The 22580-nt window shown below is 67.9% G+C and carries 19 protein-coding genes and 2 tRNA genes; 5 read left to right on the top strand and 16 right to left on the bottom strand.

The genetic code is table 11. The features are described 5' to 3' along the window. Positions 1-18: 18 nt before the first annotated feature. From ASG51_RS04525 to ASG51_RS04495, 7 genes are all read right to left on the bottom strand, one after another. Positions 19-3180 (bottom strand): CusA/CzcA family heavy metal efflux RND transporter, encoded by a 3162-nt coding sequence (locus tag ASG51_RS04525; protein ID WP_056379389.1) that lies wholly within the window; start codon positions 3178-3180, stop codon positions 19-21. A gap of 57 nt (positions 3181-3237) precedes the next feature. Continuing rightward, positions 3238-4521: an efflux RND transporter periplasmic adaptor subunit gene (locus ASG51_RS04520; RefSeq protein ID WP_082513875.1), complete on the bottom strand. Its 1284-nt coding sequence runs from the start codon at positions 4519-4521 to the stop codon at positions 3238-3240. Between the two features lie 590 nt (positions 4522-5111). Beyond that, positions 5112-5189, bottom strand: a tRNA-Pro gene (locus ASG51_RS04515). Positions 5190-5292: 103 nt separating this feature from the next. Then, on the bottom strand, positions 5293-8505 hold the full coding sequence (locus ASG51_RS04510; protein WP_056221009.1) for a multidrug efflux RND transporter permease subunit: 3213 nt from the start codon (positions 8503-8505) through the stop codon (positions 5293-5295). Positions 8506-8667: 162 nt separating this feature from the next. Further along, entirely contained in the window at positions 8668-9819 is a 1152-nt protein-coding gene (locus tag ASG51_RS04505; protein ID WP_056221282.1) for an efflux RND transporter periplasmic adaptor subunit, read from the bottom strand. 86 nt (positions 9820-9905) lie between these two features. Next, positions 9906-10229, bottom strand: coding sequence for a rhodanese-like domain-containing protein (locus ASG51_RS04500; RefSeq protein WP_056379387.1), 324 nt, complete (start codon positions 10227-10229; stop codon positions 9906-9908). Between the two features lie 61 nt (positions 10230-10290). Beyond that, a complete protein-coding gene (locus ASG51_RS04495; protein ID WP_056379384.1) occupies positions 10291-11598 on the bottom strand; it encodes a glycosyltransferase family 1 protein in 1308 nt (435 codons plus the stop codon). 118 nt (positions 11599-11716) lie between these two features. On the opposite strand from ASG51_RS04495, the gene ASG51_RS04490 reads away from it, so the two are divergent. Continuing rightward, complete coding sequence (locus ASG51_RS04490; RefSeq protein WP_056379383.1) at positions 11717-12586, top strand: MBL fold metallo-hydrolase; 870 nt, start codon at positions 11717-11719, stop codon at positions 12584-12586. A 77-nt stretch (positions 12587-12663) separates the two neighbouring features. On the opposite strand, the gene ASG51_RS04485 is transcribed toward ASG51_RS04490, so the two are convergent. Beyond that, complete coding sequence (locus tag ASG51_RS04485; RefSeq protein ID WP_056379381.1) at positions 12664-13368, bottom strand: glutathione binding-like protein; 705 nt, start codon at positions 13366-13368, stop codon at positions 12664-12666. A gap of 184 nt (positions 13369-13552) precedes the next feature. Here ASG51_RS04485 and ASG51_RS04480 point away from each other — a divergent pair, with 184 nt between their 5' ends. Together ASG51_RS04480 and ASG51_RS04475 are read left to right on the top strand one after the other, a co-directional pair. After that, positions 13553-13786: a hypothetical protein gene (locus ASG51_RS04480; protein WP_056271609.1), complete on the top strand. Its 234-nt coding sequence runs from the start codon at positions 13553-13555 to the stop codon at positions 13784-13786. Between the two features lie 40 nt (positions 13787-13826). Next, positions 13827-14018: a hypothetical protein gene (locus ASG51_RS04475; protein ID WP_056379380.1), complete on the top strand. Its 192-nt coding sequence runs from the start codon at positions 13827-13829 to the stop codon at positions 14016-14018. A 251-nt stretch (positions 14019-14269) separates the two neighbouring features. Here ASG51_RS04475 and ASG51_RS04470 read toward each other — a convergent pair whose 3' ends face one another. Beyond that, the gene (locus tag ASG51_RS04470; RefSeq protein ID WP_156389568.1) at positions 14270-14569 is read right to left on the bottom strand and encodes a hypothetical protein; all 300 of its coding nucleotides are present in this window, start codon (positions 14567-14569) and stop codon (positions 14270-14272) included. 147 nt (positions 14570-14716) lie between these two features. Continuing rightward, on the bottom strand, positions 14717-14866 hold the full coding sequence (locus ASG51_RS23860; protein ID WP_156389567.1) for a hypothetical protein: 150 nt from the start codon (positions 14864-14866) through the stop codon (positions 14717-14719). Positions 14867-15106: 240 nt separating this feature from the next. Between ASG51_RS23860 and ASG51_RS04465 the strand changes: the two genes are divergently transcribed. Together ASG51_RS04465 and ASG51_RS04460 are read left to right on the top strand one after the other, a co-directional pair. Continuing rightward, positions 15107-15183, top strand: a tRNA-Pro gene (locus ASG51_RS04465). A 38-nt stretch (positions 15184-15221) separates the two neighbouring features. Beyond that, positions 15222-15533 (top strand): ETC complex I subunit, encoded by a 312-nt coding sequence (locus tag ASG51_RS04460; RefSeq protein WP_056271785.1) that lies wholly within the window; start codon positions 15222-15224, stop codon positions 15531-15533. A gap of 314 nt (positions 15534-15847) precedes the next feature. Here the strand turns inward: ASG51_RS04460 and ASG51_RS04455 are convergent, their stop codons facing one another. The 6 genes from ASG51_RS04455 to ASG51_RS04430 all read right to left on the bottom strand — a co-directional run bounded on the left by ASG51_RS04455 (position 15848) and on the right by ASG51_RS04430 (position 22517). Further along, complete coding sequence (locus ASG51_RS04455) at positions 15848-17419, bottom strand: SpoVR family protein (RefSeq protein WP_056379375.1); 1572 nt, start codon at positions 17417-17419, stop codon at positions 15848-15850. Between the two features lie 106 nt (positions 17420-17525). Beyond that, positions 17526-18827, bottom strand: coding sequence for a YeaH/YhbH family protein (locus ASG51_RS04450; RefSeq protein ID WP_056379373.1), 1302 nt, complete (start codon positions 18825-18827; stop codon positions 17526-17528). 106 nt (positions 18828-18933) lie between these two features. Next, positions 18934-20880 carry a PrkA family serine protein kinase gene (locus tag ASG51_RS04445; protein WP_056220971.1) on the bottom strand — a complete coding sequence of 649 codons (1947 nt, stop codon included), beginning with the start codon at positions 20878-20880 and terminating at the stop codon, positions 18934-18936. A gap of 198 nt (positions 20881-21078) precedes the next feature. Beyond that, the gene (locus ASG51_RS04440) at positions 21079-21525 is read right to left on the bottom strand and encodes a hypothetical protein (protein WP_056220968.1); all 447 of its coding nucleotides are present in this window, start codon (positions 21523-21525) and stop codon (positions 21079-21081) included. Positions 21526-21658: 133 nt separating this feature from the next. Beyond that, positions 21659-22129, bottom strand: a complete 471-nt coding sequence (locus ASG51_RS04435) for a MerR family transcriptional regulator (RefSeq protein ID WP_244480062.1) — start codon at positions 22127-22129, stop codon at positions 21659-21661. A 67-nt stretch (positions 22130-22196) separates the two neighbouring features. After that, positions 22197-22517 carry an integration host factor subunit alpha gene (locus tag ASG51_RS04430; protein ID WP_056220962.1) on the bottom strand — a complete coding sequence of 107 codons (321 nt, stop codon included), beginning with the start codon at positions 22515-22517 and terminating at the stop codon, positions 22197-22199. Positions 22518-22580 lie beyond the last annotated feature (63 nt).

Raw genomic sequence — 22580 nt, 5'->3', positions numbered from 1 at the left:
GAGGCTGTGACCGGCCCATCACGCGTGCTCCGCGCGGGCCGCCGCCCGGGCGGCCCCCTCCGACGGGATCGCGGCCGGGACCCGCCGGGAGAACAGCGCGATCAGGATCGGAACCACCACGAGGATGAGGTTCGGTGCGAGCAGGATGCCGCCGACCACCACCAGGGCGAGCGGCTTCTGCACCTGCGAGCCGATGCCGGTGGAGATCGCCGCCGGCAGCAGCCCGACGCAGGCGGCGACGCAGGTCATCATCACCGGGCGCATGCGCACGTTGGCGGCGTGCCACACCGCCTCGGTCCGGGCCCAGCCCTCGTCGATGAGCTGGTTGTAGTAGGAGAGCAGGATCACGCCCTCCATGGTCGAGATGCCGAACAGGGCGATGAAGCCGATCGCCGCCGAGATCGAGAACGGCGTCATCGTCAGGAACAGCGCGAAGATGCCGCCGATCATCGCCATCGGGATCACGCTCAGCGTCAGCACCATGTCGGTGACGGAGCTGAAGTTGACGTAGAGCAGCAGGGCGATCAGCGCGATCGTCACCGGGACCACGACGGTCAGGCGCTGCACGGCATCCTGCAGGTTGGTGAACTGGCCGACCCATTCGAGGTGGAACCCGGGCGGCAGGGTCACCTCCTCGGCGATGCGGCCCTGCGCCTCCAGTACCGCGCCGCCGAGGTCCCGCCCGCGCACCGAGAACTTCACCGGAATGTAGCGCTCCTGATTCTCGCGGTAGATGAAGGCCGCGCCGGAGACCAGCTCCACGGTGGCGATCTCCGAGAGCGGGACCTGGATCACGCCGCCGGCGGGGTTGGCCGCCCCGACGGTGATGTTGCGGATGGTCTCCAGGCTGCGGCGGTACTGCGGCGCGAGGCGCACCCGCATGGGGAAGTGCCGGTCGGAGCCGTACTCGTAGAGATCGCCCGCGGTCTGGCCGCCGATCGCCGCCTGGACGGTGGTGTTCACGTCGCCCGGCGACAGGCCGTAGCGGGCGGCCTTGCGCCGGTCGATGTCGATCCGCACCGTGGGCTGGCCGAGGGAGGCGAAGACCGCGAGGTCGGCAATGCCCGGCACCTTCGCCAGGGTGGCCTTGATCGCTTCCGCGGTCCTGGTCAGGTCGTTGAGGTCGTTGCCGTAGATCTTGACCGAGTTCTCGCCCTTCACGCCGGAGGCGGCCTCCTGGACGTTGTCCTCGATGTACTGGGAGAAGTTGAACTCGATTCCCGGGAAAGCCTCGTCGAGCTTGGCCGAGAGGTCGCGGACCAGCCCCTCCTTGTCGAGCCCCTTGCGCCAGGTGTCGAAGGGCTTGAGGGGGGCGAGGATCTCCACGTTGAAGAAGCCGGTGGCGTCGGTCCCGTCGTCCGGGCGGCCCTGGTGCGAGAGCACGGTGACCACCTCCGGTACCTCGGCGATGATCTTGCGCAGGCGCTCCACGTAGGCGTTGCCGGCCTCCAGGGAGATCGAGGCCGGCATGGTGCCGCGGATGTAGAGATTGCCCTCCTCCAGCTTGGGCAGGAATTCGAGGCCGAGCGTACGGGCGGCGATGCCCGAGACGCCGAGCACCGCGGCGACCACGAGGAGCGACAGTACCTTGTTGCGCAGGCCGAAGCGCAGGATCAGCACGTGGCCGAAGCGCAGGAGCCGCACCACCAGGGTGTCGCGCTCCTCCACGTGTTTGGGGAGGATCAGGGCCGAGAGGGCGGGCGAGACCGTGAAGGTGGCGATGAGGCCGCCGAGCAGCGCATAGGCGTAGGTCTTGGCCATCGGGCCGAAGATGTGTCCCTCGACGCCCGTCAGGGTGAAGAGCGGCAGGAAGCCCACGATGATGATCGTGGCCGAGAAGAAGATCGCCCGGTTCACCTCGGCACCCGCGAGGGCGATCGTGCCGAGGCGCCCGGTCAGGCTCCCGCGCGGCGTCTGGCCCTCGCCGTGTTCCGATTCGGCGAGGTGCCGGAACACGTTCTCGACCATGATGACGGTGGCGTCGACGATGAGGCCGAAATCGATGGCGCCGAGGGAGAGGAGGTTCGCCGAATCGCCGCGCAGGACCAGGATCAGGATGGCGAATCCGAGCGCGAAGGGAATCGTCGCCGCCACGATGATCGCGCTGCGCAGGCTCCCCAGGAACAGCCACTGCACCACGAAGACCAGCGTCACCCCGAAGACGAGGTTGTGCATCACCGTGTGGGTGGTGGTGTGGATGAGCCCGCTGCGGTCGTAGATGCGCTCCACCCGCACGTTCGGGGGAAGGATGCCGCTGGCGTTGATCTTGTCGATCTCGGCATTGACCAGGCCCAGGGTCGGCAGGCTCTCGCCGTCCCGGCTCATCAGCACGATGCCCTCGACGATGTCGTCGTCGCCGTCATGGCCGACGATGCCGAGGCGCGGCGCGTGCGAGACCCGCACCTCGGCCACATCGCGCACCAGCACCGGTACGCCGTTGACCTGGGTCAGCATCGTGTCGCGGATGTCGTCCATGTCGCGGATGAGGCCGATGCCGCGCACCACCGCCGACTGCTCGCCCACGTTCAGGGTCTGGCCGCCGACGTTGATGCTCGAATTGTTGAGCGCGGTGACGAGCTGCACCAGGGTCATGCCCTGGGCCTGGAGCCGGTTCAGGTCGACGGCGATCTCGTATTCCTTGGTCCGGCCGCCGAAGGCCGTGACGTCGACCACGCCGGGAATCGCCTTGAAGCGGCGCTGCAGCACCCAGTCCTGCAGGGTCTTCAGGTCGGTGGAGGAATAACCCGGGGGGCCCGTCACCTTGTAGCGCATGATCTCGCCTACGGGACTGGTCGGCGAGATCTGCGGCTGGGCGCCGTTGGGCAGGGGGGGCAGCTGCGACAGGCGGTTGAGCACCCGCTGCAGGGCCTCCTGGTAGGTGAAGGCGTAGCTGAACTGCACCTTCACGTCGGAGAGGCCGAACAGCGAGATGGTGCGCACCACCGTGGCGTTGGGAATGCCGGCGAGCTGCACCTCCAGGGGAATCGTGATGTAGCGCTCGATCTCGTCGGCCGACTGCCCGGGATTCTGCGTGATGACGTCGACGAGCGGCGGCACCGGATCGGGATAGGCCTCGATGTTGAGCTGCGTGTAGCTGGCATAGCCGAGCGCCAGCATCACCAGGAACAGCAGGCAGACCAGCACTCGCTGGCGCAGGGCGAAGACGATCAGGCTGTTCATGGCAGAGTTCTTCCGGCCGAGGCCCGAGGACGAGGAAGGGGCCCCAGGCCCGACGGGTCAGGAGGCCTTGTCACCGCTCGTCGCCCGATCCATGAACACGGCGCCGCGCGTGACGATCGCCTCCCCCGCCGCGACCCCGGCGGTGACCTGCACCATCCCGCGGGCGGTCAGGCCCAGGGTGACGTCGCGGGCCTCAATGGCCCCGTCGGGCCGCGCGATCCAGACATGCGCCCGCGCGCCCTCGTACACGATGGCGGCGGCGGGCACGGCGGGCGCCGTCTGCCCCGGCCCGGTGAAGATCGTGAAGGTGGCGAACATCTCGGGCTTCAGGACCTGGTCCGGGTTCTCCACCTCGCTGCGAACCGCCAGGCGCCGCGTCGCCGGGTCGAGGCTGGCGGACATGTAGTCGACCCGCGCCTTGAAGACGCGGTCGCCGAAGCCCGCCACCGTCGCCTCCACCTCCTGGCCGATCCGGATGCGCGGGATCTCGCTCTCGCGCACATTGGCCACCAGCCAGACGGTGGAGAGGTCGCCGATGACGAAGACCGGGTCGCTGGCGGTGGAGAGGTACTGGCCGAGGCCGACCTTGCGCTGGACGATGGTCCCGGCGATGGGCGCCCGGATCTGGGTCTCAGGGCTGAGGGTGCCCTTCTTCTCGAAGGCCGCGATTTCCGCGTCGGTCTTTCCGAGGAGGCGCAGGCGGTTCTTCACCGCTTCGAGCCCGGCCTCGGCGGTCTTCAGGTCGCTCTGCGCCCCGATGACGTCGTTCTGGGCCGACTGATAATCCTTCAGCGCCACCGCCTTGGCCTGGAACAGCTCCTGCTGGCGCGCCGCGATGGTCTGGTCGAGCTTCAGCAGCGCGGTCGCCTTGGCGAGGGTGTTGAGAGCGGCCTGGTAGTCGTTCTGGGCCTGGACCATGTCCGTGGCCTCGAGGGTGAGGAGCACGTCGCCGGCCTTCACCGCATCGCCGGCGCGGACCAGCACCTTGGTCACCCGGCCGGCATAGGGCGAGGTTACCGGCACGTTGTCGTCTTCGTTCAGGGCGATGCGGCCCTCGGCCGTCCCTTCCGGCCGGAAGCCGACCGTCGCGATGGGGACGATGTTCAGGGCGGCGCGCTGGGCCGGGCTCGGCCGGAAGAGCCGGGCCGGCCCGCCCTCGCGGGGCTCGCCGCCCGCGGCGGTCTCGGCCTCACTCGTTCCGAAGCGCTCGCGAATCGCCGTGCTCAGCCCCGTAAAGACGCTCATGACAGGGGCCGGCCAGAGGGTAACGGCCACCACCACGCAGATCAGCAACCCGAGGGGCGCGAGAAGGGTCGCGATCGTGCGCTTTGTCCCAGTCATGTGCCGCAGAAGTGCTTTCAGGTTGGTGGCTGGTGGTCAGGTCGGAGGCGTGTGCGTGGCTCGGACGACCTGATCGGGCGATCCGGATACTGGAGATCGGGGTCAGGTGTGGCGGGGAATACGTGTCTCACCAAAGCAACGGCCTCCCCATCCGAAGGTCGGACAGGTCGAGGGCGACCGCTGCGACTGTCTTAGCCAAGTCGCGTCGTGTTTGTGTGACGCCATTCGTGGCAAATTTCCGATTGGAGTCCCACCTACTCACCGACGACCGGCCCGTCGTTCTCCCCGGGGCCGGGGACGGCCAGGGACGGGCGGTGACGCCCGCGGGCGGCGCGCCGGGAGGAGTGAGAGGGCCAAGCTTGCGCACGAGTCAATCCGCCGGTCGCGCCTCGCGACGAGCGGCGGCGGCCGTCCTCTCGCGAGGCGCGGGGCGGCTGACGATTTCGTGTTTGCGGGGGGGCTGCCGAGACCGGGAGAGCGCAGGGCACGTCGCGCGATCACCGCGCCGAGGCCGGTATCCGGGCGCTCCCGCGGCCGGTCATCGATGGTCAGGATGCTGGACATCTCATTGTGGGGGCAATGAGCTCAAATGGTCGGAGCGAGAGGATTCGAACCTCCGACCCCTAGTCCCCCAGACTAGTGCGCTAACCGGGCTGCGCTACGCTCCGACGCCCCTCGCGGGGTGAGGGGTCTTTAGCTTTCCGGTTTGCGGGGCGCAACCCCAAAACACGAAGCCCGGATGCGAGGTTCGCATCCGGGCTCGGGTCGGTCTCAGGCGTGGGAGGGCGCCGGGTGCGGATCGTGCTTGTCCGGCGTGGTGTTGTGCGGGTCCTTGCCGCGCTTCTTGGCGAGCCAGATCAGGAAGTTCCGGATCACCACGTAGAAGACCGGGGTCAGGAAGAGGCCGAACACCGTGGCGCCGATCATGCCGAAGCAGACGGCGGTGCCGAGCGCCTGGCGCATCTCGGCACCGGGGCCGGTGGCGATCACCAGCGGCACCGTGCCGAGGATGAAGGCGAAGGCCGTCATCAGGATCGGGCGCAGGCGCAAGCGGCAGGCCTCGACGGCGGCGGCCACGGGGCCCTTCCGCTCGGTCTCCTCCAACTGGTGCGCGAACTCCACGATCAGGATGGCGTTCTTGGCCGCCAGACCGATCAGCACGATCAGGCCGATCTGAGTCAGGATGTTGTTGTCCTGGCCCCGCAGCTGCACCCCGAACAGGGCCGCGAGCACGCCGGTGGGCACCACGAGCAGGATCGCCAGCGGCAAGGCCCAGGATTCGTACTGCGCGGCGAGCACGAGGAAGACGAGGAGCACGCCCAGCGCGAACACGTAGATCGCCGTGTTGCCCGCGGCCTTCTGCTGGTAGGCGATCTCGGTCCAGTCGTAGGCGTATCCGTCCGGCAGGTTGTCCTTGGCAATGGCCTCCATGGCGTCGAGGGCCTGGCCGGTGGAGATGCCGGGCTTGGCCGTGCCCTGGACCGGCACCGAGTAGTAGAGGTTGAAGCGCTGGACGATCTGCGGGCCGGTGATCTCGCGGATCGTGGCCAGCGTCCCCATCGGCACCAGGGCGCCGGTGGAGGAGCGGACCTTCAACTGCTCGATGTCCTGCTTCGAGACGCGGAACGGGGCGTCGCCCTGCACGCGGACCTGATAGATGCGGCCCAGGGTGTTGAAGTCGTTGACGTAGGCGCCACCGAGCGCCGTCTGCACCGTCGAGAACACGTTGCCGAGCGGCACGTTGAGCATGCGCGCCACCGTGCGGTCGATGTCCAGATAGAGCTGCGGCGTGTCGTTGCCGAAGGTGGTGAACACCCGCTGCACGTCGTTGCTCTGGTTCGCCTTGCCCAGCACCTCGCCGACCGCGCCGAGGAGCGGGCCGATGGCGGAGCTCTGCCGGCTCTCGATCTGCATCTTGAAGCCGCCGCCCTGGCCGAGGCCGCGCACCGGCGGCGGTGGGATGACGATGACGCGGGCTTCCTGGATGTCGGCGGTCGCTTTGATCACCTCGTTGGTGATCACCGCCGCGCTCCGCCCCTGGCCCGCCCGCTCCTTGGCGCCCGCCAGGGTGATGAACATCACGCCCGAATTGGTGGTGTTGGTGAAGGTCGCGCCGTCGAAGCCCGCGATGATGACGGTGTTGGTCACGCCCTCGATCTTGCGGGCCGCCGCCGCTGCCCGGTTCACCACCTCGGTGGTGCGGTCGAGGGAGGCGCCCGAGGGCAGCTGCACCACGCCGATGAGGTAGCCCTGGTCCTGGTCCGGGATGAAGCCGGTGGGGGTCGTCTGGACCAGGTGGAGGGTCGCGGCGATGACGGCCGCGTAGACGAGCAGCATCGCGATCAGCCCGACCGCGTAGTTCGTCAGGCCGTAGATGATCCGCCCATAGGTGTTCGAGAGCCAGTCGAAGCCCTTGTTGAACATGTCCGCCAGCCAGGCGACGAAGCGGAAGAGAAAGAACTTCGGCTTGGCGTGCGCGTGGTGGGGCTTCAGGAGCAGCTTGCAGAGCGCCGGCGACAGCGTCAGCGAGTTGAACATCGAGATGATGGTCGAGGCCGCGATGGTCAGCGCGAACTGCTTGTAGAACTGGCCGGTGATGCCGGGAATGAAGGCGGTCGGAATGAACACCGCCGAGAGCACCAGGGCGATGGCGATGACGGCGCCGCCGACCTCATCCATGGTCTTGTGCGCGGCGTCGCCCGGCGACAGGCCCTCGGCCATGTTGCGCTCGACGTTCTCCACCACCACGATGGCGTCGTCGACCACGATGCCGATGGCGAGCACGAGCCCGAACAGGGTGAGGTTGTTCAGGGAGAACCCGAAGGCCGACATGGCCGCGAAGGTGCCGACCAGCGAGACCGGGATCGCGATCACCGGGATGAGCGCGGTGCGCCAGCTCTGGAGGAAGACCAGCACCACGATGACGACGAGGCCGACGGCTTCGAAGAGCGTCTTGTAGACCTCGTGGATCGACTCCTCGATGAACTCCGTCGGGTTGTAGGCGATGCGGTACTCGATGTCCGGCGGGAAGTTCTTCTTGAGGTTGTCCATCACCTTGCGCACCGACGCGGCGGCGTCGAGGGCGTTGGTGCCCGGGCGCTGGAAGGCGCCGATGCCGATGGCGGGCGTGTCGTTCAGGAACGAGTTGGTGGTGTAGTCCTTCTGGCCCATCTCGACGCGGGCGATGTCCTTCACCCGGACGAGGCGGCCGTCGGAGGCCTTGACGATGACGTCGGCGAATTCCTCGGGGCTCTGGAAGCGCCCCTGCGACTGCACGATGAGCTGGAAGGCCTGGCCCGTCGCGGCCGGCGGCGAGTTCAGGGCGCCGGCGGCCACCTGCACGTTCTGCTCGGACAGGGCCGTGATGACGTCGGAGGTGGTCAGGCCGTAGGCCGCGAGCTTGTTCGGATCGAGCCAGACGCGCTCGGCGTACTCGTTGCCGCCGAAGATGGTGATGTCGCCAACGCCGTCGAGGCGCAGGAGCTCGTCGCGGATGTTCAGGTAGATGTAGTTGGCGAGGTAGTTCTGGTCGTAGGTCTTCTTCGGCGACAGCAGGTGCACCACCAGCATCAGGTCCGGCGAGGCCTTGCGGACGGTGACGCCGAGGTTGCGCACGTCCGGCGGCAGGCGCGGCTGGGCGACCGAGAGGCGGTTCTGGACGAGAACGTTCGCGATATCGAGGTTGGTGCCGACCTTGAAGGTGACCGTCAGCAGCATGTTGCCGTCGTTGGTCGACAACGACGTCATGTAGAGCATGTTGTCGACGCCGTTGACCTCCTGCTCGATCGGGGTCGCGATCGTCGCCGCCACCGTCTCGGCGTTGGCGCCGGGGAAGCTCGCACGCACGGTCACGGTCGGCGGCACGATCTCGGGGTACTGCGCCACCGGCAGCGACAGGTAGGCGACGTAGCCGAGGATCAGGAAGACGATCGACGTGACCGACGCGAAGATCGGCCGATCGACGAAGAAGTGGGCAAAACGCATCGCTTGAACCTCTCGCCGCATGCGGCCCGCACGCGCGGGTTCGAGTCGGCACCGTTTCTTCGTCCGCGGTCTGGTGGCCGCTCCCCGGCCGTGACCGGTCGGGGATGATCCTCGTAGGGGCTGCGCCTGCCTCGGGGCTCACCCGTCAGGTCATAGTGGGCGTCAGGTCTTGCTGGGCGGCAGGGTAGAGGATTCGGCCGCCACCTTGGCGCCCGGACGGACGCGCGTGACGCCGTTGACGACGACGTTCTCGTCGCCCTTCAGCCCCTCGCGGATCACCCGGTAGCCGTCGACCTTGGGACCGAGCTTGACTTCGCGCAGGGACACCGTGCCGTCGTCGGCGACGATGTAGACGATGCGCTTGTCCTGGTTGGCCGAGACCGCCTCGTCGGGCAGCAGAATGCCCTGATAGGGCTTGGTGGCGGGCAGCGAGACGACGCCGAACAGGCCGGGCTTGATGAACCCGTCGGGGTTCTCCACCGTGGCGCGCAGCAGCACCGTGCCGGTGGCGTTGTCGACCCGGTTGTCCACGAAGTCGAGGGTACCCTTGCGGGTCGGCTTCGCCTCGCCGGTAAGCGCGATCAGGATCGGGACGCCCTTGCCCTTCTGGGTCTCGCCCATGCCGATTCCGAGGCTGCCCTGGTACTTCAGGAACGAGCGCTCATCGACGGTGAAGCCGAAATAGATCGGGTCGAGGGAGACGATCGTCGTCAACAGGGTCTGGTCGGTGATGACGATGTTGCCCTCGGTGACCAGGCGCCGGCTGATGCGGCCCGAGATCGGGGCCTTCACCTCGGTGAAGTCGTAGTTCAGCTGCGCCTGGCGCAGCTGCGCGTCAGCGCTGTCGACATCGGCCTGCGCGGTCTGGGAGGCCTGCCGGCGCTGGTCGGTGACCTGCTCGGAGATGTTGCCGGACTTGCTCAGCGTCTGGGCCCGGTCGAGGTCGGTCTGCGAGAAGTTCAGCCGGGCCTTGGCCGAGACCAGCGCCGCCTGGGCCTGGTCGAGGGCCGCCTTGTAGGGTCGCCGGTCGATGACGAAGAGCAGGTCGCCCTTCTTCACCGTGGCGCCGTCGGTGAAGTTCAGCTTCTCGAGGTAGCCGGTGACGCGGGCCCGGACGTCGACGATGTCGACGGGGTCGAAGCGGCCCGTATAGGTGTCGGTCTCGACGATCTCGCGGACCACCGGCTTGGCCGTGGTGACCTTCGGCGGCGGTCCGCCCGGGGCCTGGGCCTGGGCGGGGGATACGAGGACCGGCGCGACGAGCGCCGAAGCGACCAGTCCGACGATCGGAAGAAAACTGAAGATCGAGCGCATGCGCATATGGTTATTCCCTACGATGCGCCAGCTAGAGGTCCGCCGCGACCTATGTCGTGCGCTGCCACACATGCTCCGCGCATGCCTCAGACCTCGACCGGTTCGCCGGAGCCTGCCCAATCCTTGAATCCACCCCGGTAATGCGCCTCGATCGGCAAGCCGGCGTTCTGGGCGGCTGCCAGCGCGTGAACCGAGCGTACGCCCGACATGCACGAGAAGACCGGTGTCCGGGCGTCCTCGGCAATCAGCGCCGCGAGGGTCCCCGGGTCGAAGGTCGAGAGCGGATAGGTAACTGCGCCGGGGATGTGTCCTTGTTCGAATTCATGCGGCTCGCGCACATCGATCACCAGCATGGACTGGTCGGCGAGGCCGGCCTTGATCGCATCCCGGTCCAGGTCGACAACCTTCATCCGTTTGTCCTCTCTCGCACCGTCCCGTGCACGGTCGGTCACTGACGGATGTTCTTAGGCGTCAGTCGTCAGGACGGCAAATGGTGCGTGCCAGAACCGCCTCGACGGTCTCGAAATGCGCGGTCCAGCTCGGCAGGTCGGTGTCGGCCGTCCGGCATGCGAGCGCTTCGCGAAGCGTGGAGCCCGGCACCGAGAGGTCTTCCACCACCTGGCGCCAGCCGGGTCCGTCGAGCGGATCGAGGAACCGCGCGAATCCGGCACCGATCTCCCTGTGGACGGCGAGGTCCGAGGCGACGACCGGCAGGCCCGAGGCCGCGGCCTCGACCACGGGCAGGCCGTACCCTTCCGCGAACGAGGGCATCAGCAGGGCGGTGGCCGAGCGCAGCAGCGCCGCGAGGCCGTGGCTCGACAGGCCGCTGACTTCGGTCACGTGCGTGCGGATGGCGGGGCACCGCTCCAGCATGTCGATGATGTTCTCCGCCTCCCAGCCCCGTCGGCCGACCAGGACGAGGCGGGGCGTTTCGGGCCCGTGCCGCTCGGCGAGGTCGCGCCAGAGATGCAGCAGCGCCAGGTGGTTCTTGCGCGGCTCGATGGTGCCGCAGGCGACGAAGGTCGGCCGCGCGGGCGTGAAGGACGGTCCCTCCCCCACCGGCCGGAACACCGGCTCGACCCCGAGGAGTGCCGCCGTCACGGGCGGCGTCGGCCGCCCCAGCGCCGCGCAGTATCCGGCGAAGCGCTCGCCGACGTCGCGGGAATTGACCAGCACGTGCGCGGCGTGGCGGGCGACGGTCTCCATCCGGACCCGGTGCCGCTCCGCCTCCCCGGGCCGCCCGTATTCCGGATAGTCGATGGGGATGAGGTCGTGGACGAAGAAGATGGGCCGGACGTCGCGCCGGTCGTAGAGCCAGTCGAATCGGCCGGGCTTGTCGAGGCGCAGGTGCGAGCTGTGCAGGTAGACGGTCCCGGCCGGCAGGATCTCGGGGCCACGCGCGCGAAGGGTCGTGGCCGCCGTCCGGGCCTGGATCCGCCGTCGGTCCCCGATGCCGCCGCGCTCCGGAGCCCCGGCCGCCGTACCCCTGTCGTCGCTCGTCGACCCGAGGGTCGACGCCAGCCGGCGGTAGACCGGATCCTGCGTCGCGTCGCGGTCCTCGACCCAGGCCGCCGCCACGGCCTCGATGATGCCGAGCGCCTCCGCCCGGGCCAGCACCCGCGGGCCGAACGCCGTCGACACCAGGCCGAAGCGGTCTCCGGCCTGGGCCAGGACGTGCCGGGCATAGGCGAGGTCGACCCGGTCGATACCGCTCGGGCTCGGATGCCGCAGGCGGGTGATGAGACGGGTCAGGTCGAAGGCGAGGCTCGGGACGGGCATGATCCTCCGGTGGCGTTCAGGTGCGGTGCCGTATGGCCGGTCTCCGCCTCGCGCCTATATGCGCACGCCTCAGCCCGAGGCTACCCGCGGCCGACGCCGCCAACGAGAGCAACGCTTCGTGTCTCCCGGATACCTGCCCTTCGCCGGCGCCCTCGACCTTCCCGCCTACACCTGTGACAATTGCGGGTTCTGGCAGCGCCATTTCGAGCGCCCGCCGGCCTGCCCGATGTGCCTCGACGCCCGCCACGTGGTGCCACAGAAGGGTTGGCAGTTCTGGACCGAGCGGGAAGCGCAGGACCGGTTTCCCTGCCATTGGGAGGAATTGGAGCCCGGCGTGTGGCGGTTCTGGAACGATCCCGTCTCGGGCATCGGGCCCAGCGCCTATCTCGTCCAGACTCCGGCCGGAAACATGGGATTCGAGGCCTGCCCGGTCTTCAGCGAGGCCGCTCTCCAGCACATCGCGCGCCTCGGAGGGATGCAGGTGCTGTCCTCCTCGCACCCGCATGCCTACGGCGCGCTGGTCCAGCTTCAGGACCGCTTCGATCCGGAGCTGTGCTTAGCCGCGGCGGACTTCGTCTGGAGCGCGGCGCTGCAGGTGTCCTGGCCCTACGACGATTTCCTCGAGCCCCTCCCCGGCCTCGAACTCCATCGCACGGCCGGCCACTTCGACGGCCACGCGGTGCTGTTCGATCGCGGGCGAAAGATCCTGTTCTGCGGCGACGCCCTGAAGTTCGAGCTCGACCCGCAGGACTTCCGGCGGGCGCTGACCATCTCGGCCCACAAGGCCTTCGTGCGCGGGGTGCCCCTGACCACGAACGAATTGCGGCGCTACCGCGACGTCTTCGCCCAGCTCGACTTCACCCAGACCTGGACGCCCTTCGAGCCGGCCGCCAATTGCGGCCGGGCCGAAGTGCTGGCGCTGATCGACGGCATGCTGGCGACCCGCCCGCACGCCGCCCCGGTGCCGCTCGACACCCTGGGGCGCTGAGGACCCGGGCAGGCCCGATCCGCTCGATCCCGCCGGGAGAGCGGATCGGACCGCGCCAGGGCGCTGCCCGGTCCGGATCAGCCGCGCGTCGCGGCGGTCTGGCCGAACATCACCTTCTTGGCCTCCTCGCTCAGGGTCTTCCCGAAATCCGGGTTGATCTCCGGAGCGCGGGCATAGGCGGCCTTCGTCCCCGGGCGCTCGGCGATCGCCCGGAACCAGCGCTGGAGGTTCGGGAAATCTTCCAGGCGCTGGCCCTGCTTCTCGTAGGGCACGATCCAGGGATAGCAGGCCATGTCGGCGATCGAGTAGTCCGCGCCGGCGACGAAGGGGCGGTCGGCGAGCCGCCGGTCGAGGACGCCGTAGAGGCGGTTGGTCTCCTTGACGTAGCGGTCGATGGCGTAGGGCACCTTCTCGGGCGCATACTGGGTGAAATGGTGGTTCTGGCCGAGCATGGGCCCAAGGCCGCCCATCTGCCAGAACAGCCATTGCAGCACCTCGGCGCGGCCGGGCACGTCCCCGGCGATGAAGCGCCCGGTCTTCTCGGCGAGGTAGAGCAGGATCGCGCCGGATTCGAACAGCGAGACGGGGGCGTCGGCGCCGGCCGGGGCGTGATCGACGATCGCCGGCATGCGGTTGTTCGGGGCGATGGCCAGGAAATCCGGCTTGAACTGGTCACCCTTGCCGATGTTCACCGGCTTGAGGATGTAGTCGAGCCCCGCCTCTTCGAGAAACATCGTGACCTTGTGGCCGTTCGGGGTCGGCCAATAGTACAGATCGATCATCGCGGTCTCCGTGCTGCGCGCCGGGGCTCGGTCCGGTCGCGTCGGGCCCGAGGTGGGCCTCGGAGGAACGGGGGTCAAGCCGGGACGGAGGAGGGCCGCGGTCGGTCGTTCAAATGCGCCGTAGTTTCACAACGGGGAATTCAGGGGACCGTGGTTGCCTCGCGGGAAATGAGGGAGCGACGGCATGGTCAGCGCAATTTCGGCGAGCAGCGGCGGGCTTCTGGCGGCGACTCAGCGCTACGCCACGGCCGCCGAGGGGATCGCGACGCTCGGCACCAGCCTGCCGAGCGCGACCCAGGTCGATCTCTCGACCACCGCCGTCCAGCTCATGCAGGAGAAGGCCAATATCGGGATGAACACCGCCATCCTGAAATCCACGCTCGATTCCGAGCGCCGGGTCCTCGACATCCTCGCCTGAGCCGCGGCCCCCCTCGCACGTTTTCGGAGGATCGACGCCCATGACGATCACCGTTCCCCTCATGCAGGTCGGGATCATCCGCGCCACCGAGATCCTGCATGGCGCCCGGAACGATGCGGCGCGACGCCACGAGGCCGAGCCGCGCACCGTTTCCGTCGAGGTGGATCGGGCACGGGATGCCGAGGGGGACGTGGTGGGCCGCCAACGCCGCATCGTCGACGTGCGGGTGTAGATCGACCCCGTCCACGAGAGACGCCAGGGCTCGCAGGCACACCTTCGCCCGCGGGGCGTACGCCGTTCTGCGCAACGTGACGGACCGCTCGATTTCCGTAAGTGGCGCGATCCGGACGGGCCGTGTGCTCCGGATTCCGTCCCGCTTTTGGGGGAGCGCGTGGTCAGCGCGACCGTCGTTGCTGGGAGTGACGCGGATCGTCGTTCGACGCTTCCCCAGGGGCGAGGGCTGCGCCCCGGGTGCGGCTTGCCTCAGGCGGCCTTGGCGTTGCGCGCCGGCTGCTCGGCATCCGCGCCGGTCTCGCGACCCTTGGCGGCGATGTCGCGCAGCATCTTGACCATGGCGTCCGTCCGGTCGTCCATGGCTTCGTCGAAGGCCACATCCGTGCTCCCATCGTCGCCCCGGCGCAGCAGGATCACGGCACCGGCGGCGGCGGCGCAGAGGCTCGCGGTCAGCGGCGCACCCAACAAAGCGGTCAGGATGCCGTACGGCAGCAGCAGCGCCGTCGAGAACATGCCTCCGCCCATGGCGGCCAGTAGAATCAAGACCATCGATCGACCCTCGTTCGACCTTCATTACCATGGTTCCACTGCGAGGATCGCGTCGGTTGCCGTCATCATGACCGCCACGTTAACGATCGGCGTCGAATGCGAACTGTGTTCCCGACGTCTCGTCGGCGGTCCTGCCGATGAGGCCTCTCAGGACCAGACGCGCAGGATGATCAGCAACCCGACCGGGACGACGAACATCAGGGCGATCGCCCATTGGATCTCGTTCCGCGCGCGTTTCACCTCGCCCTCCAAGGCATCGATGCGCGCCTCCAGGGCGCGGTATCTCGCGTCGCTCATGCCCGGCTCCGTCGATTCGGTTCGCATGGGCGATGTGGAAGCGCGCGACCGTCGCTGTCCAGCAATGGGGGGGAGCCGGCGAGGGCGGACGGGCAGGTCCCCCGCACGCGGTGCGGGACTCTTCCCGGTCCCTGGGGGGCCCGATCAGGGCGTCGGGCGGTATTCGTTGCCCTGATCCCCGCCTCGCCCGGTTGCCATTTGCCCCTCGAAACCGTACGTCCCGTCTACGCGCAAGCGTGTCGGGGTGTAGCGCAGTCTGGTAGCGCATCTGGTTTGGGACCAGAGGGTCGTAGGTTCGAATCCTATCGCCCCGACCATCATTTCCCGCCGAGGCTCCCTGGAGTTGGACGACCCGATGACGAGCGCCCGCATCTACCAGCCCGCGAAGGATCCGACGCAGTCCGGGACGGCGCGGGCGAAGGCCTGGGTGCTGGAATTCGACCAGACCGCGCCGCGCGAGACCGACCCGCTGATGGGGTGGACCGGCTCGTCCGACATGCTGCAGCAGGTCCATCTCGAGTTCGAGACGCGCGAGGACGCCGTGGCCTACGCGACGCGGGCGGGCCTGTCCTACCGGGTCGAGGAGCCGCAGAAGCCGATCCTGCGCAAGGGCCTGTCCTATTCGGACAATTTCAAATTCAATCGCACCGCTCCCTGGACCCACTGAGGCGCTGCCTCCGGCGCGTCAGAGCTGGATCAGGATGGTGACGGCACCGAAGATCAGGACGGAGCCGACCGCGGCGGCGAGTAGGATCAGGGCGGCGCGCGATTCGCGCAGGTCGTCGTTCATCATCGCCGCAGGCTAGCGCGGCTGGGGGCCGCCGCCAATCCTCTCATGAGCCGCGCTGTTGCGTGAGCCGTTAGGCCGCGCCCGCTCTGTCATACCAAATCCTGTCCCCGGGGGCTGGCGGATTTCGGCTTCGCTCGAGCGCCGCGCCGGCTTGCCGATACGGGCGCCGCTTCGCGGAAACGCAGCCCGGATCAGAAGAAGATCGGCCGCGCGCTGGCATGGTGCTCGGCCAGCACCGCGTCGTTGGCCGGATCGATCTCCTTGAGAACCGCGTCGTAGCCCCAGAGATCCGCCAGGTGCTGAAGCACCCGCTTGGCATCGTCCTTCTGCAGGGTGATGCGATTCAGGGCGCGGTGATGCACGATGAGGCGCCGGTCGCCTTCGAGATCGACGTCCACCACCTCGATATCCGGGTCGAGCCACGCCACGTCGTATTGCCGGGCGAAGGAGCGACGCATCTTGCGATAGCCGCGCTCGTCGTGGATCGCCTCGACGTAGAGCTCCGACTCGTCGGGGTCGTCGACCACGTGGAACAGGCGCATGTCGCGCATGAGCTTGGGCGACAGGAACTGCGCGATGAAGCTTTCGTCGCGATAGTTCGCCCAGATGTCGCACAGGGTCGCCATGGCGTCGCCGGTGCCGGCGATCTCGGGGAACCACACGCGATCCTCCTCCGTCGGCTGCTCCACGATGCGGGCGATGTCCTGCATCATGGCGAAGCCGATGGCGTAGGGGTTGTGGCCATTGTAGCCGCGCTCGTTGTAGTTCGGCTGGCGCACGACGTTGGTGTGCGACTGCAGGAACTCCAGGTAGGCCGCCTCGCCGATCAGGCCCTTCTCGGACAGGGCGTTCATGATCCGGTAGTGGCAATAGGTGGCGCAGCCCTCGTTCATCACCTTGGTCTGGCGCTGCGGGTAGAAGTACTGCGCCACGAGGCGGACGATGCGCAGGATCTCCCGCTGCCAGGGCCGGAGTCGGGGGGCCACCTTCTCCAGGAAGTAGAGGATGTTCTCCTGCGGCAGTTCGAGGAGCGCCTTGCGCCGCTCCGCCGCGATGTCGGGACGCCCGGCGGCCGCCTTCTGCGGCAGGGTGCGCCAAAGGTCGTTGTAGATCTGCTCGCCGTGCTCGGCGCGCTCGCGCTCGCGGCGCTGCTCCGAGGCGAGGTCGGGCCGCTTCTTGCGCGGATAGCGGTGGACGCCCTGGCTCATCAGCGCATGGGCGGCGTCGAGCACGGCTTCCACGGCGGCGTGGCCGTGGCGCTCTTCGCACCGTGAGATGAAGCCCTTGGCGAAGTCGAGATAGTCGAGGATGCCTTCTGCGTCGGTCCACTGCTTGAAGAGATAGTTGTTCTTGAAGAAATGGTTATGGCCGAAGGCCGCGTGCGCAATCACCAGCGTCTGCATCGTCGCCGTGTTCTCCTCCATGATGTAGGAGATGCACGGGTCCGAGTTGATGACGATCTCGTAGGCGAGCCCCATCATGCCGCGCCGGTAGCCGGCTTCGTGCTGGGCGAAGTGCTTGCCGAAGGACCAGTGCTTGTAGAACAGCGGCATGCCGATCGACGCGTAGGCGTCCAGCATCTGCTCGGCGGTGATGATCTCGATTTGGTTCGGGTACCACGACAGGCCGAGCGCCCGCGCCTCGACCTCGCAGGCGTCATGGATGCGCCGGATCGTGTCGAAATCCCAGTCGTTGCCCGTGAAGAGCGGCTCCTGGCTACCGGAGATCCGCTGGGGCGTGGGGCGGATGATGCTGCCGACCATACGATTTACGCCTTCCTCGAAGGGTCCGTGCTCGAAGGGTCCGTGCTCGACGGGGCCGTGCTCGAAGCGTCCGGGTCCCGCTTGGCCATGCCCCGTCTCGCCGGGTTCAGGCCTCCGCTTCCGCCCGGGCGTCCTTGCGCCCGAACAACTCGCGGAACACCGGGTAGATGTCGCGGCGGTGATTGACCTTGCGCATGGCGATGGGTGCGCCCGTCTTCGCCAGGCCCTCGTAGGTCCGCCACAGGGTGGTGCGATGCTCGACGAAGCCGGCCCGCGGGCCGTTCTCGTCGCCGACCTCCAGATAGGCGAAGTGCTGGCAGGCCGGCAGGATGTGGGCGCGCAGCAGCTCCGTCGAAGTTGGGCCGTCGCTCGACACGTTGTCGCCGTCGGAGGCCTGCGCGGCGTAGATGTTCCAGTCGTTGGGGTCGTAGCGCTCGGCGATGACGCGCTTCATCTCCACCAGCGCCGAGGAGACCAGGGTGCCGCCGGTCTCGCGCGAGCCGAAGAACGTCTCCTCGTCCACCTCCGTCGCCTTGTCGGTGTGACGGATGAAGACGATCTCCACGTGCCGGTAGCGCCGGGTGAGGAAGATGTGCAGCAGGATGTAGAAGCGCTTGGCCAGATCCTTCATGTGCTCGGTCATCGAACCCGAGACGTCCATGAGGCAGAACATCACCGCCTGCGCCACCGGGCGCGGATAGGTCTCGAACCGGCGGTAGCGCAGGTCGAGGGGGTCCACGTAAGGGATGCGCTTGGTGCGCTCGCGCAAGCCCGAGAGCGCCAGGAGCAGGTCCGGCAGGTCGGGATCGCTCGACGGCATCGCGGCGATGCGGGCCTCCAGGGCGGCGATCTCGTCGGGTTTCGGCCGCTTGAGGGCGATGCGCCGCGACATGGAATTGCGCAGGGTGCGCGTCAGGGCGAGGTTGGCGGGCGAGCCCGAGATCGTATAGCCGGCCCGGCGAAGCCCTTCGGTCTCCACCACCGAGAGCCGGCGCTTGGCGAGATCGGGCAATTCGAGGTCTTCGAGGAAGAGCTCGAGAAACTCCTCGCGGGTCAGGACGAAGCGGAAGGCGTCCTCGCTGTTCTCCGAGCCCTCGCCGCCCTCCCCCGAGCCCTTGCCGCCGCCGCCCGACGGAGGGCGCTCGATCCGGTCGCCCTCCACGTAGGTCTTGTTGCCGGGCAGGATGTGGTCGTGCAAGCCGGTGCCGGACTGGCGGGCGAAGCGCGGCTCGCGAACCCCATCGACCGGCACCGAGACGCGGCCGTCCTTGCCGAGATCCTTGATGTCCTTTTCCCGCGCGGATTCCCGCACGGCCCGCTGGGCCACGTCCTTCACGCGGCGCAGGAAGCGTTGGCGATTGGCGAGGCTCTTGCCCCCGGGATTCAGACGGCGGTCGACGATGTGCATCCGATGTGTGTGCCTTCGCCCTCGAGACCAATGTGGGATCGGCGGAGCGGGGCGACCACCCGTGGCGGCCGCCCCGTCACCGTGCGGACAAGGCTCGGTCGATGCCCTAGCCCGCCTGCTTCACCCGCATGTACCACTCGACCAGACGGCGGACCTGCCGCTCGGTGTAGCCACGGGCCACCATCCGGTCGACGAACTCGCCGTGCTTCTTCTCCGTCTCGCCGTCCTTCTTCGAACCGAAGGAGATGACCGGCAGGAGCTCCTCGACCTGGCTGAACATGCGCCGCTCGATGACCTCGCGCAGCTTCTCGTAGCTCGTCCAGGAGGGGTTGCGGCCGCCGTGCTGCGCCCGCGAGCGCAGGGCGAACTTGACCACCTCGTTCCGAAAATCCTTCGGATTGGCGATGCCGGCCGGCTTCTCGATCTTGGTGAGCTCCTGGTTCAGAAGTTCGCGGTTGAGGAGCTGTCCGGTCTCGGAATCCTTGAAGTCCTGGTCCTCGATCCACGCATCGGCGTAGTCGATGTAGCGATCGAATAGGTTCTGACCGTAGTCGTGGTAGGATTCGAGGTAGGCCTTCTGGATCTCGTGACCGATGAACTCCGCGTAACGCGGCGCCAGCTCCGTCTTGATGAATTCCAGGTAGCGCTTCTCGGTTTCGGGAGGCAGCTGCTCGCGCCGCAGGGCCTGCTCCAGCACGTACATGAGGTGGACCGGATCGGCCGAGACCTCGGTCGTGTCGTGGTTGAAGGTCGCCGCCATCACCTTGAAGGCGAAGCGGGTCGAGATCCCGTCCATGCCCTCGTCGACGCCGGCGGCGTCCTTGTACTCCTGCATCGAGCGGGCGCGGGGATCGACCTCGCGCAGGGACTCGCCGTCGTAGACCCGCATCTTCGAGAAGGCGTTGGAATTGGCGTGCTCGCGCAGGCGCGAGAGCACCGAGAAGCGGGCCAGCATCTCCAGGGTTCCCGGCGCACAGGCGGCGTCGGACAGTTCGGAGCCCGAGACCAGCTTCTCGTAGATGCGCTGCTCCTCGGTCACCCGGAGGCAGTAGGGCACCTTGATAACGTAGATGCGGTCGATGAAGGCTTCGTTGTTCTTGTTGGTCTTGAAGGTCTGCCACTCGGACTCGTTCGAGTGGGCCAGGATCACGCCAGTGAACGGGATCGCACCGATGTTTTCCGTGCCGACATAGTTGCCCTCCTGCGTCGCGGTGAGCAGGGGGTGCAGCATCTTGATCGGCGCCTTGAACATCTCGACGAATTCGAGGACGCCCTGGTTCGCCCGGTTGAGGCCGCCGGAGTAGGAGTAGGCGTCGGGATCGGCCTGCGAGAGCGTTTCCAGGCGCCGGATGTCGACCTTGCCGACGAGGCTGGAAATGTCCTGGTTGTTCTCGTCGCCGGGCTCGGTCTTGGCGATGCCGATCTGGCGCAGGCGCGAGGGGCGGACCTTGATGACCTTGAACTTCGAGACGTCGCCGTTGAACTCGTCCAGTCGCTTGAGGGCCCAGGGGCTCATCAGGCCCGTAAGTCGTCGCTTGGGGATGCCGTAACGCTCCTCGATCTCGGAACCCATCGTTTCGGGGTCGAACAATCCGAGCGGACTCTCGAAGACCGGCGAGACCTCGTTGCCGGCCTTCAGCACGTAGATGGGGTGCGTCTCCATCAGGGCCTTGAGGCGCTCGGCCAGGGAGGACTTGCCGCCGCCAACGGGGCCGAGCAGGTAGAGGATCTGCTTGCGCTCCTCCAGCCCCTGTGCCGCGTGGCGGAAGAACGAGACGATCCGCTCGATCGTCTCCTCCATGCCGTAGAACTCGGCAAAGGCGGGATAGACCCGGATCGTGCGGTTCATGAACACGCGCCCGAGGCGCGGATCCTTCGCGGTGTCTACGAATTCGGGCTTGCCGATCGCCTCGAGGATGCGCTCCGCGGCGGAGGCGTACATCAACGGTTCGTCGCGGCAGGCTTCGAGATACTCGGAGAGGCTCATCTCCGTATCGCGACGCGCCTCGTAGCCACGGGCGAAGCTCTGGAACAGGTCGTTCGTCGACGGCATAGGCTTTCCGATCCCCTCACGACAGCGACAGCTTCATCCTGTCTCGCCTTGGATGCAACTGACAGGCCCAGTTTTGTCGCAGCGCATTCACGACGGAACTTGGGCGTGGGATGCGTGCCACAGTGCACCAGGCGGCCCTGCCATTCGGGTTCGGTGTCGGAGCCGCGGATGGCAGACCACCGCGGCCCCGGGGGAGGCTCACAGGTCCGTGGAATCCTTCTTCGCCGCGTCCGGCTTGGTCGCGTCGGGTTTGGCGGCGCCGACCGTGATTTTGATGTTCTGGGTCTGGACGTTCCCGTCGGAATCCTTGACGTCCACCGTCACTTCGTCGCTGCCGGTGAATCCGTCCTTGCTCTGGTAGAACACCGCCTGCACGGCGGCCTCCTTGCTGGGGCAGCGGTACTTCGCCGGGGTCTTGATCTTGCCGACCTTGGTGATCAGCGAGCCGTTCTTCGGCGCGCCGCTGACGCGGATCTCGGGCATCGGGCCGGTGGAGCAATCCTTCTTCAGGTTCGGCACGATGGCGAGGCGCACGCTCTTGCCGCTGGCGGCAGTCTCGCTGCGGGTGACCGTGGTCTGCGCCAGGGCCGGCCCCGCCAGGAGGGTGCCGGCGGCCAGGAAGGTGAGGGAACGGGCGAGCAGCATGCGGGACGAACTCCGATCACGCCGGGCGATCCGCGCGGGACGCGGTGGATTCGGCCCGGCTGCAGCGGATGTGGGGATCGCAGGCGCGGCCGTCGAGTGGGCGTTCGCCCTCCCCGCGATCACCGCTCCGCCCTCAGGCGTCGCCGATGGGTTCGGGAGGCAGGCGCAGGTCCGCCAGGGCGGCACGGCATGCCCGGAGGTCCGCGAGGGCGTCCGCCAGGACAGCCCGCTGCGCGGCGGTGAGGCCGTCCCCGGGGGCGAGGTCGGCCGCGGGCGCCTCGTGCTCGGCATCCTGGAGCGAGGGGGCGGCCGCCACGGCCTCGCCCCGGCCCACCGACTGGACGAAGCGCAGGCCACGTTCCCGCAGGACCCGCTGGGCGCCCTTGATGGTGTAGCCCTGCCCGTGCAGCAGGTGCTTGATGCCTTTCAGGAGGTCGAGATCGTCGGGCCGGTAGTAGCGCCGGCCGCCGGCCCGCTTGACCGGGCGGATCTGCGTGAAGCGCGTTTCCCAGAAACGCAGGACGTGCTGGGGCACGTCGAGTTCGTCCGCGGCTTCCTTGATGGTGCGGAAGGCGCCCGCGCTCTTCTCGGGACCCTCACGCACGGCCGCCTCCCCGTCGCGAGAATCGGATTTTGCGTCTTCGATCCGCGCGGCGAGGGACATGGCGGGCCTACGCGTCGTCGTGCTCGGCCGCGCCGTTCAGGCCGTTGATCCGGGCCTTCAGCACGTTCGAGGGCTTGAACACCATGACCTGGCGGGGCTCGATCGCCACCTCGACGCCGGTCTTCGGGTTGCGCCCGACCCGACGGCCCTTGCTGCGCACCACGAAGGACCCGAACGAGGACAGCTTCACCGTCTCGCCGCTGGCGAGGCAGGCGCAGATCTCGGACAGCACCGTTTCGACCAGGGCGGAGGACTCGGTCCGCGAGAGGCCGACCTGCTGGTAGACGGCCTCGCTCAAATCGGCGCGTGTGACCGTCTTTCCCGTCATGCGATATTCCCCAAGGCGATTCGAGTTTTCTTAGTATCTCTATGATTGCGCACGCTAATCGGC

Origin of the sequence: Methylobacterium sp. Leaf465, assembly GCF_001424705.1 — a bacterium.
Lineage (GTDB): Bacteria > Pseudomonadota > Alphaproteobacteria > Rhizobiales > Beijerinckiaceae > Methylobacterium.
Note: the sequence above shows the minus strand (reverse complement) of the source record. Positions and strands in the feature narration are given on the sequence as shown.

Bases quoted from the DNA above. Each gene is read 5' to 3' on its own strand.
- ASG51_RS04525 (WP_056379389.1), bottom strand. From the start codon at position 3,180: ATGAACAGCCTGATCGTCTTCGCCCTGCGCCAGCGAGTGCTGGTCTGC.
- ASG51_RS04520 (WP_082513875.1), bottom strand. From the start codon at position 4,521: ATGACTGGGACAAAGCGCACGATCGCGACCCTTCTCGCGCCCCTCGGG.
- ASG51_RS04510 (WP_056221009.1), bottom strand. From the start codon at position 8,505: ATGCGTTTTGCCCACTTCTTCGTCGATCGGCCGATCTTCGCGTCGGTC.
- ASG51_RS04505 (WP_056221282.1), bottom strand. From the start codon at position 9,819: ATGCGCTCGATCTTCAGTTTTCTTCCGATCGTCGGACTGGTCGCTTCG.
- ASG51_RS04500 (WP_056379387.1), bottom strand. From the start codon at position 10,229: ATGAAGGTTGTCGACCTGGACCGGGATGCGATCAAGGCCGGCCTCGCC.
- ASG51_RS04495 (WP_056379384.1), bottom strand. From the start codon at position 11,598: ATGCCCGTCCCGAGCCTCGCCTTCGACCTGACCCGTCTCATCACCCGC.
- ASG51_RS04485 (WP_056379381.1), bottom strand. From the start codon at position 13,368: ATGATCGATCTGTACTATTGGCCGACCCCGAACGGCCACAAGGTCACG.
- ASG51_RS04480 (WP_056271609.1), top strand. From the start codon at position 13,553: ATGGTCAGCGCAATTTCGGCGAGCAGCGGCGGGCTTCTGGCGGCGACT.
- ASG51_RS04475 (WP_056379380.1), top strand. From the start codon at position 13,827: ATGACGATCACCGTTCCCCTCATGCAGGTCGGGATCATCCGCGCCACC.
- ASG51_RS04470 (WP_156389568.1), bottom strand. From the start codon at position 14,569: ATGGTCTTGATTCTACTGGCCGCCATGGGCGGAGGCATGTTCTCGACG.
- ASG51_RS23860 (WP_156389567.1), bottom strand. From the start codon at position 14,866: ATGAGCGACGCGAGATACCGCGCCCTGGAGGCGCGCATCGATGCCTTG.
- ASG51_RS04460 (WP_056271785.1), top strand. From the start codon at position 15,222: ATGACGAGCGCCCGCATCTACCAGCCCGCGAAGGATCCGACGCAGTCC.
- ASG51_RS04455 (WP_056379375.1), bottom strand. From the start codon at position 17,419: ATGGTCGGCAGCATCATCCGCCCCACGCCCCAGCGGATCTCCGGTAGC.
- ASG51_RS04450 (WP_056379373.1), bottom strand. From the start codon at position 18,827: ATGCACATCGTCGACCGCCGTCTGAATCCCGGGGGCAAGAGCCTCGCC.
- ASG51_RS04445 (WP_056220971.1), bottom strand. From the start codon at position 20,880: ATGCCGTCGACGAACGACCTGTTCCAGAGCTTCGCCCGTGGCTACGAG.
- ASG51_RS04440 (WP_056220968.1), bottom strand. From the start codon at position 21,525: ATGCTGCTCGCCCGTTCCCTCACCTTCCTGGCCGCCGGCACCCTCCTG.
- ASG51_RS04430 (WP_056220962.1), bottom strand. From the start codon at position 22,517: ATGACGGGAAAGACGGTCACACGCGCCGATTTGAGCGAGGCCGTCTAC.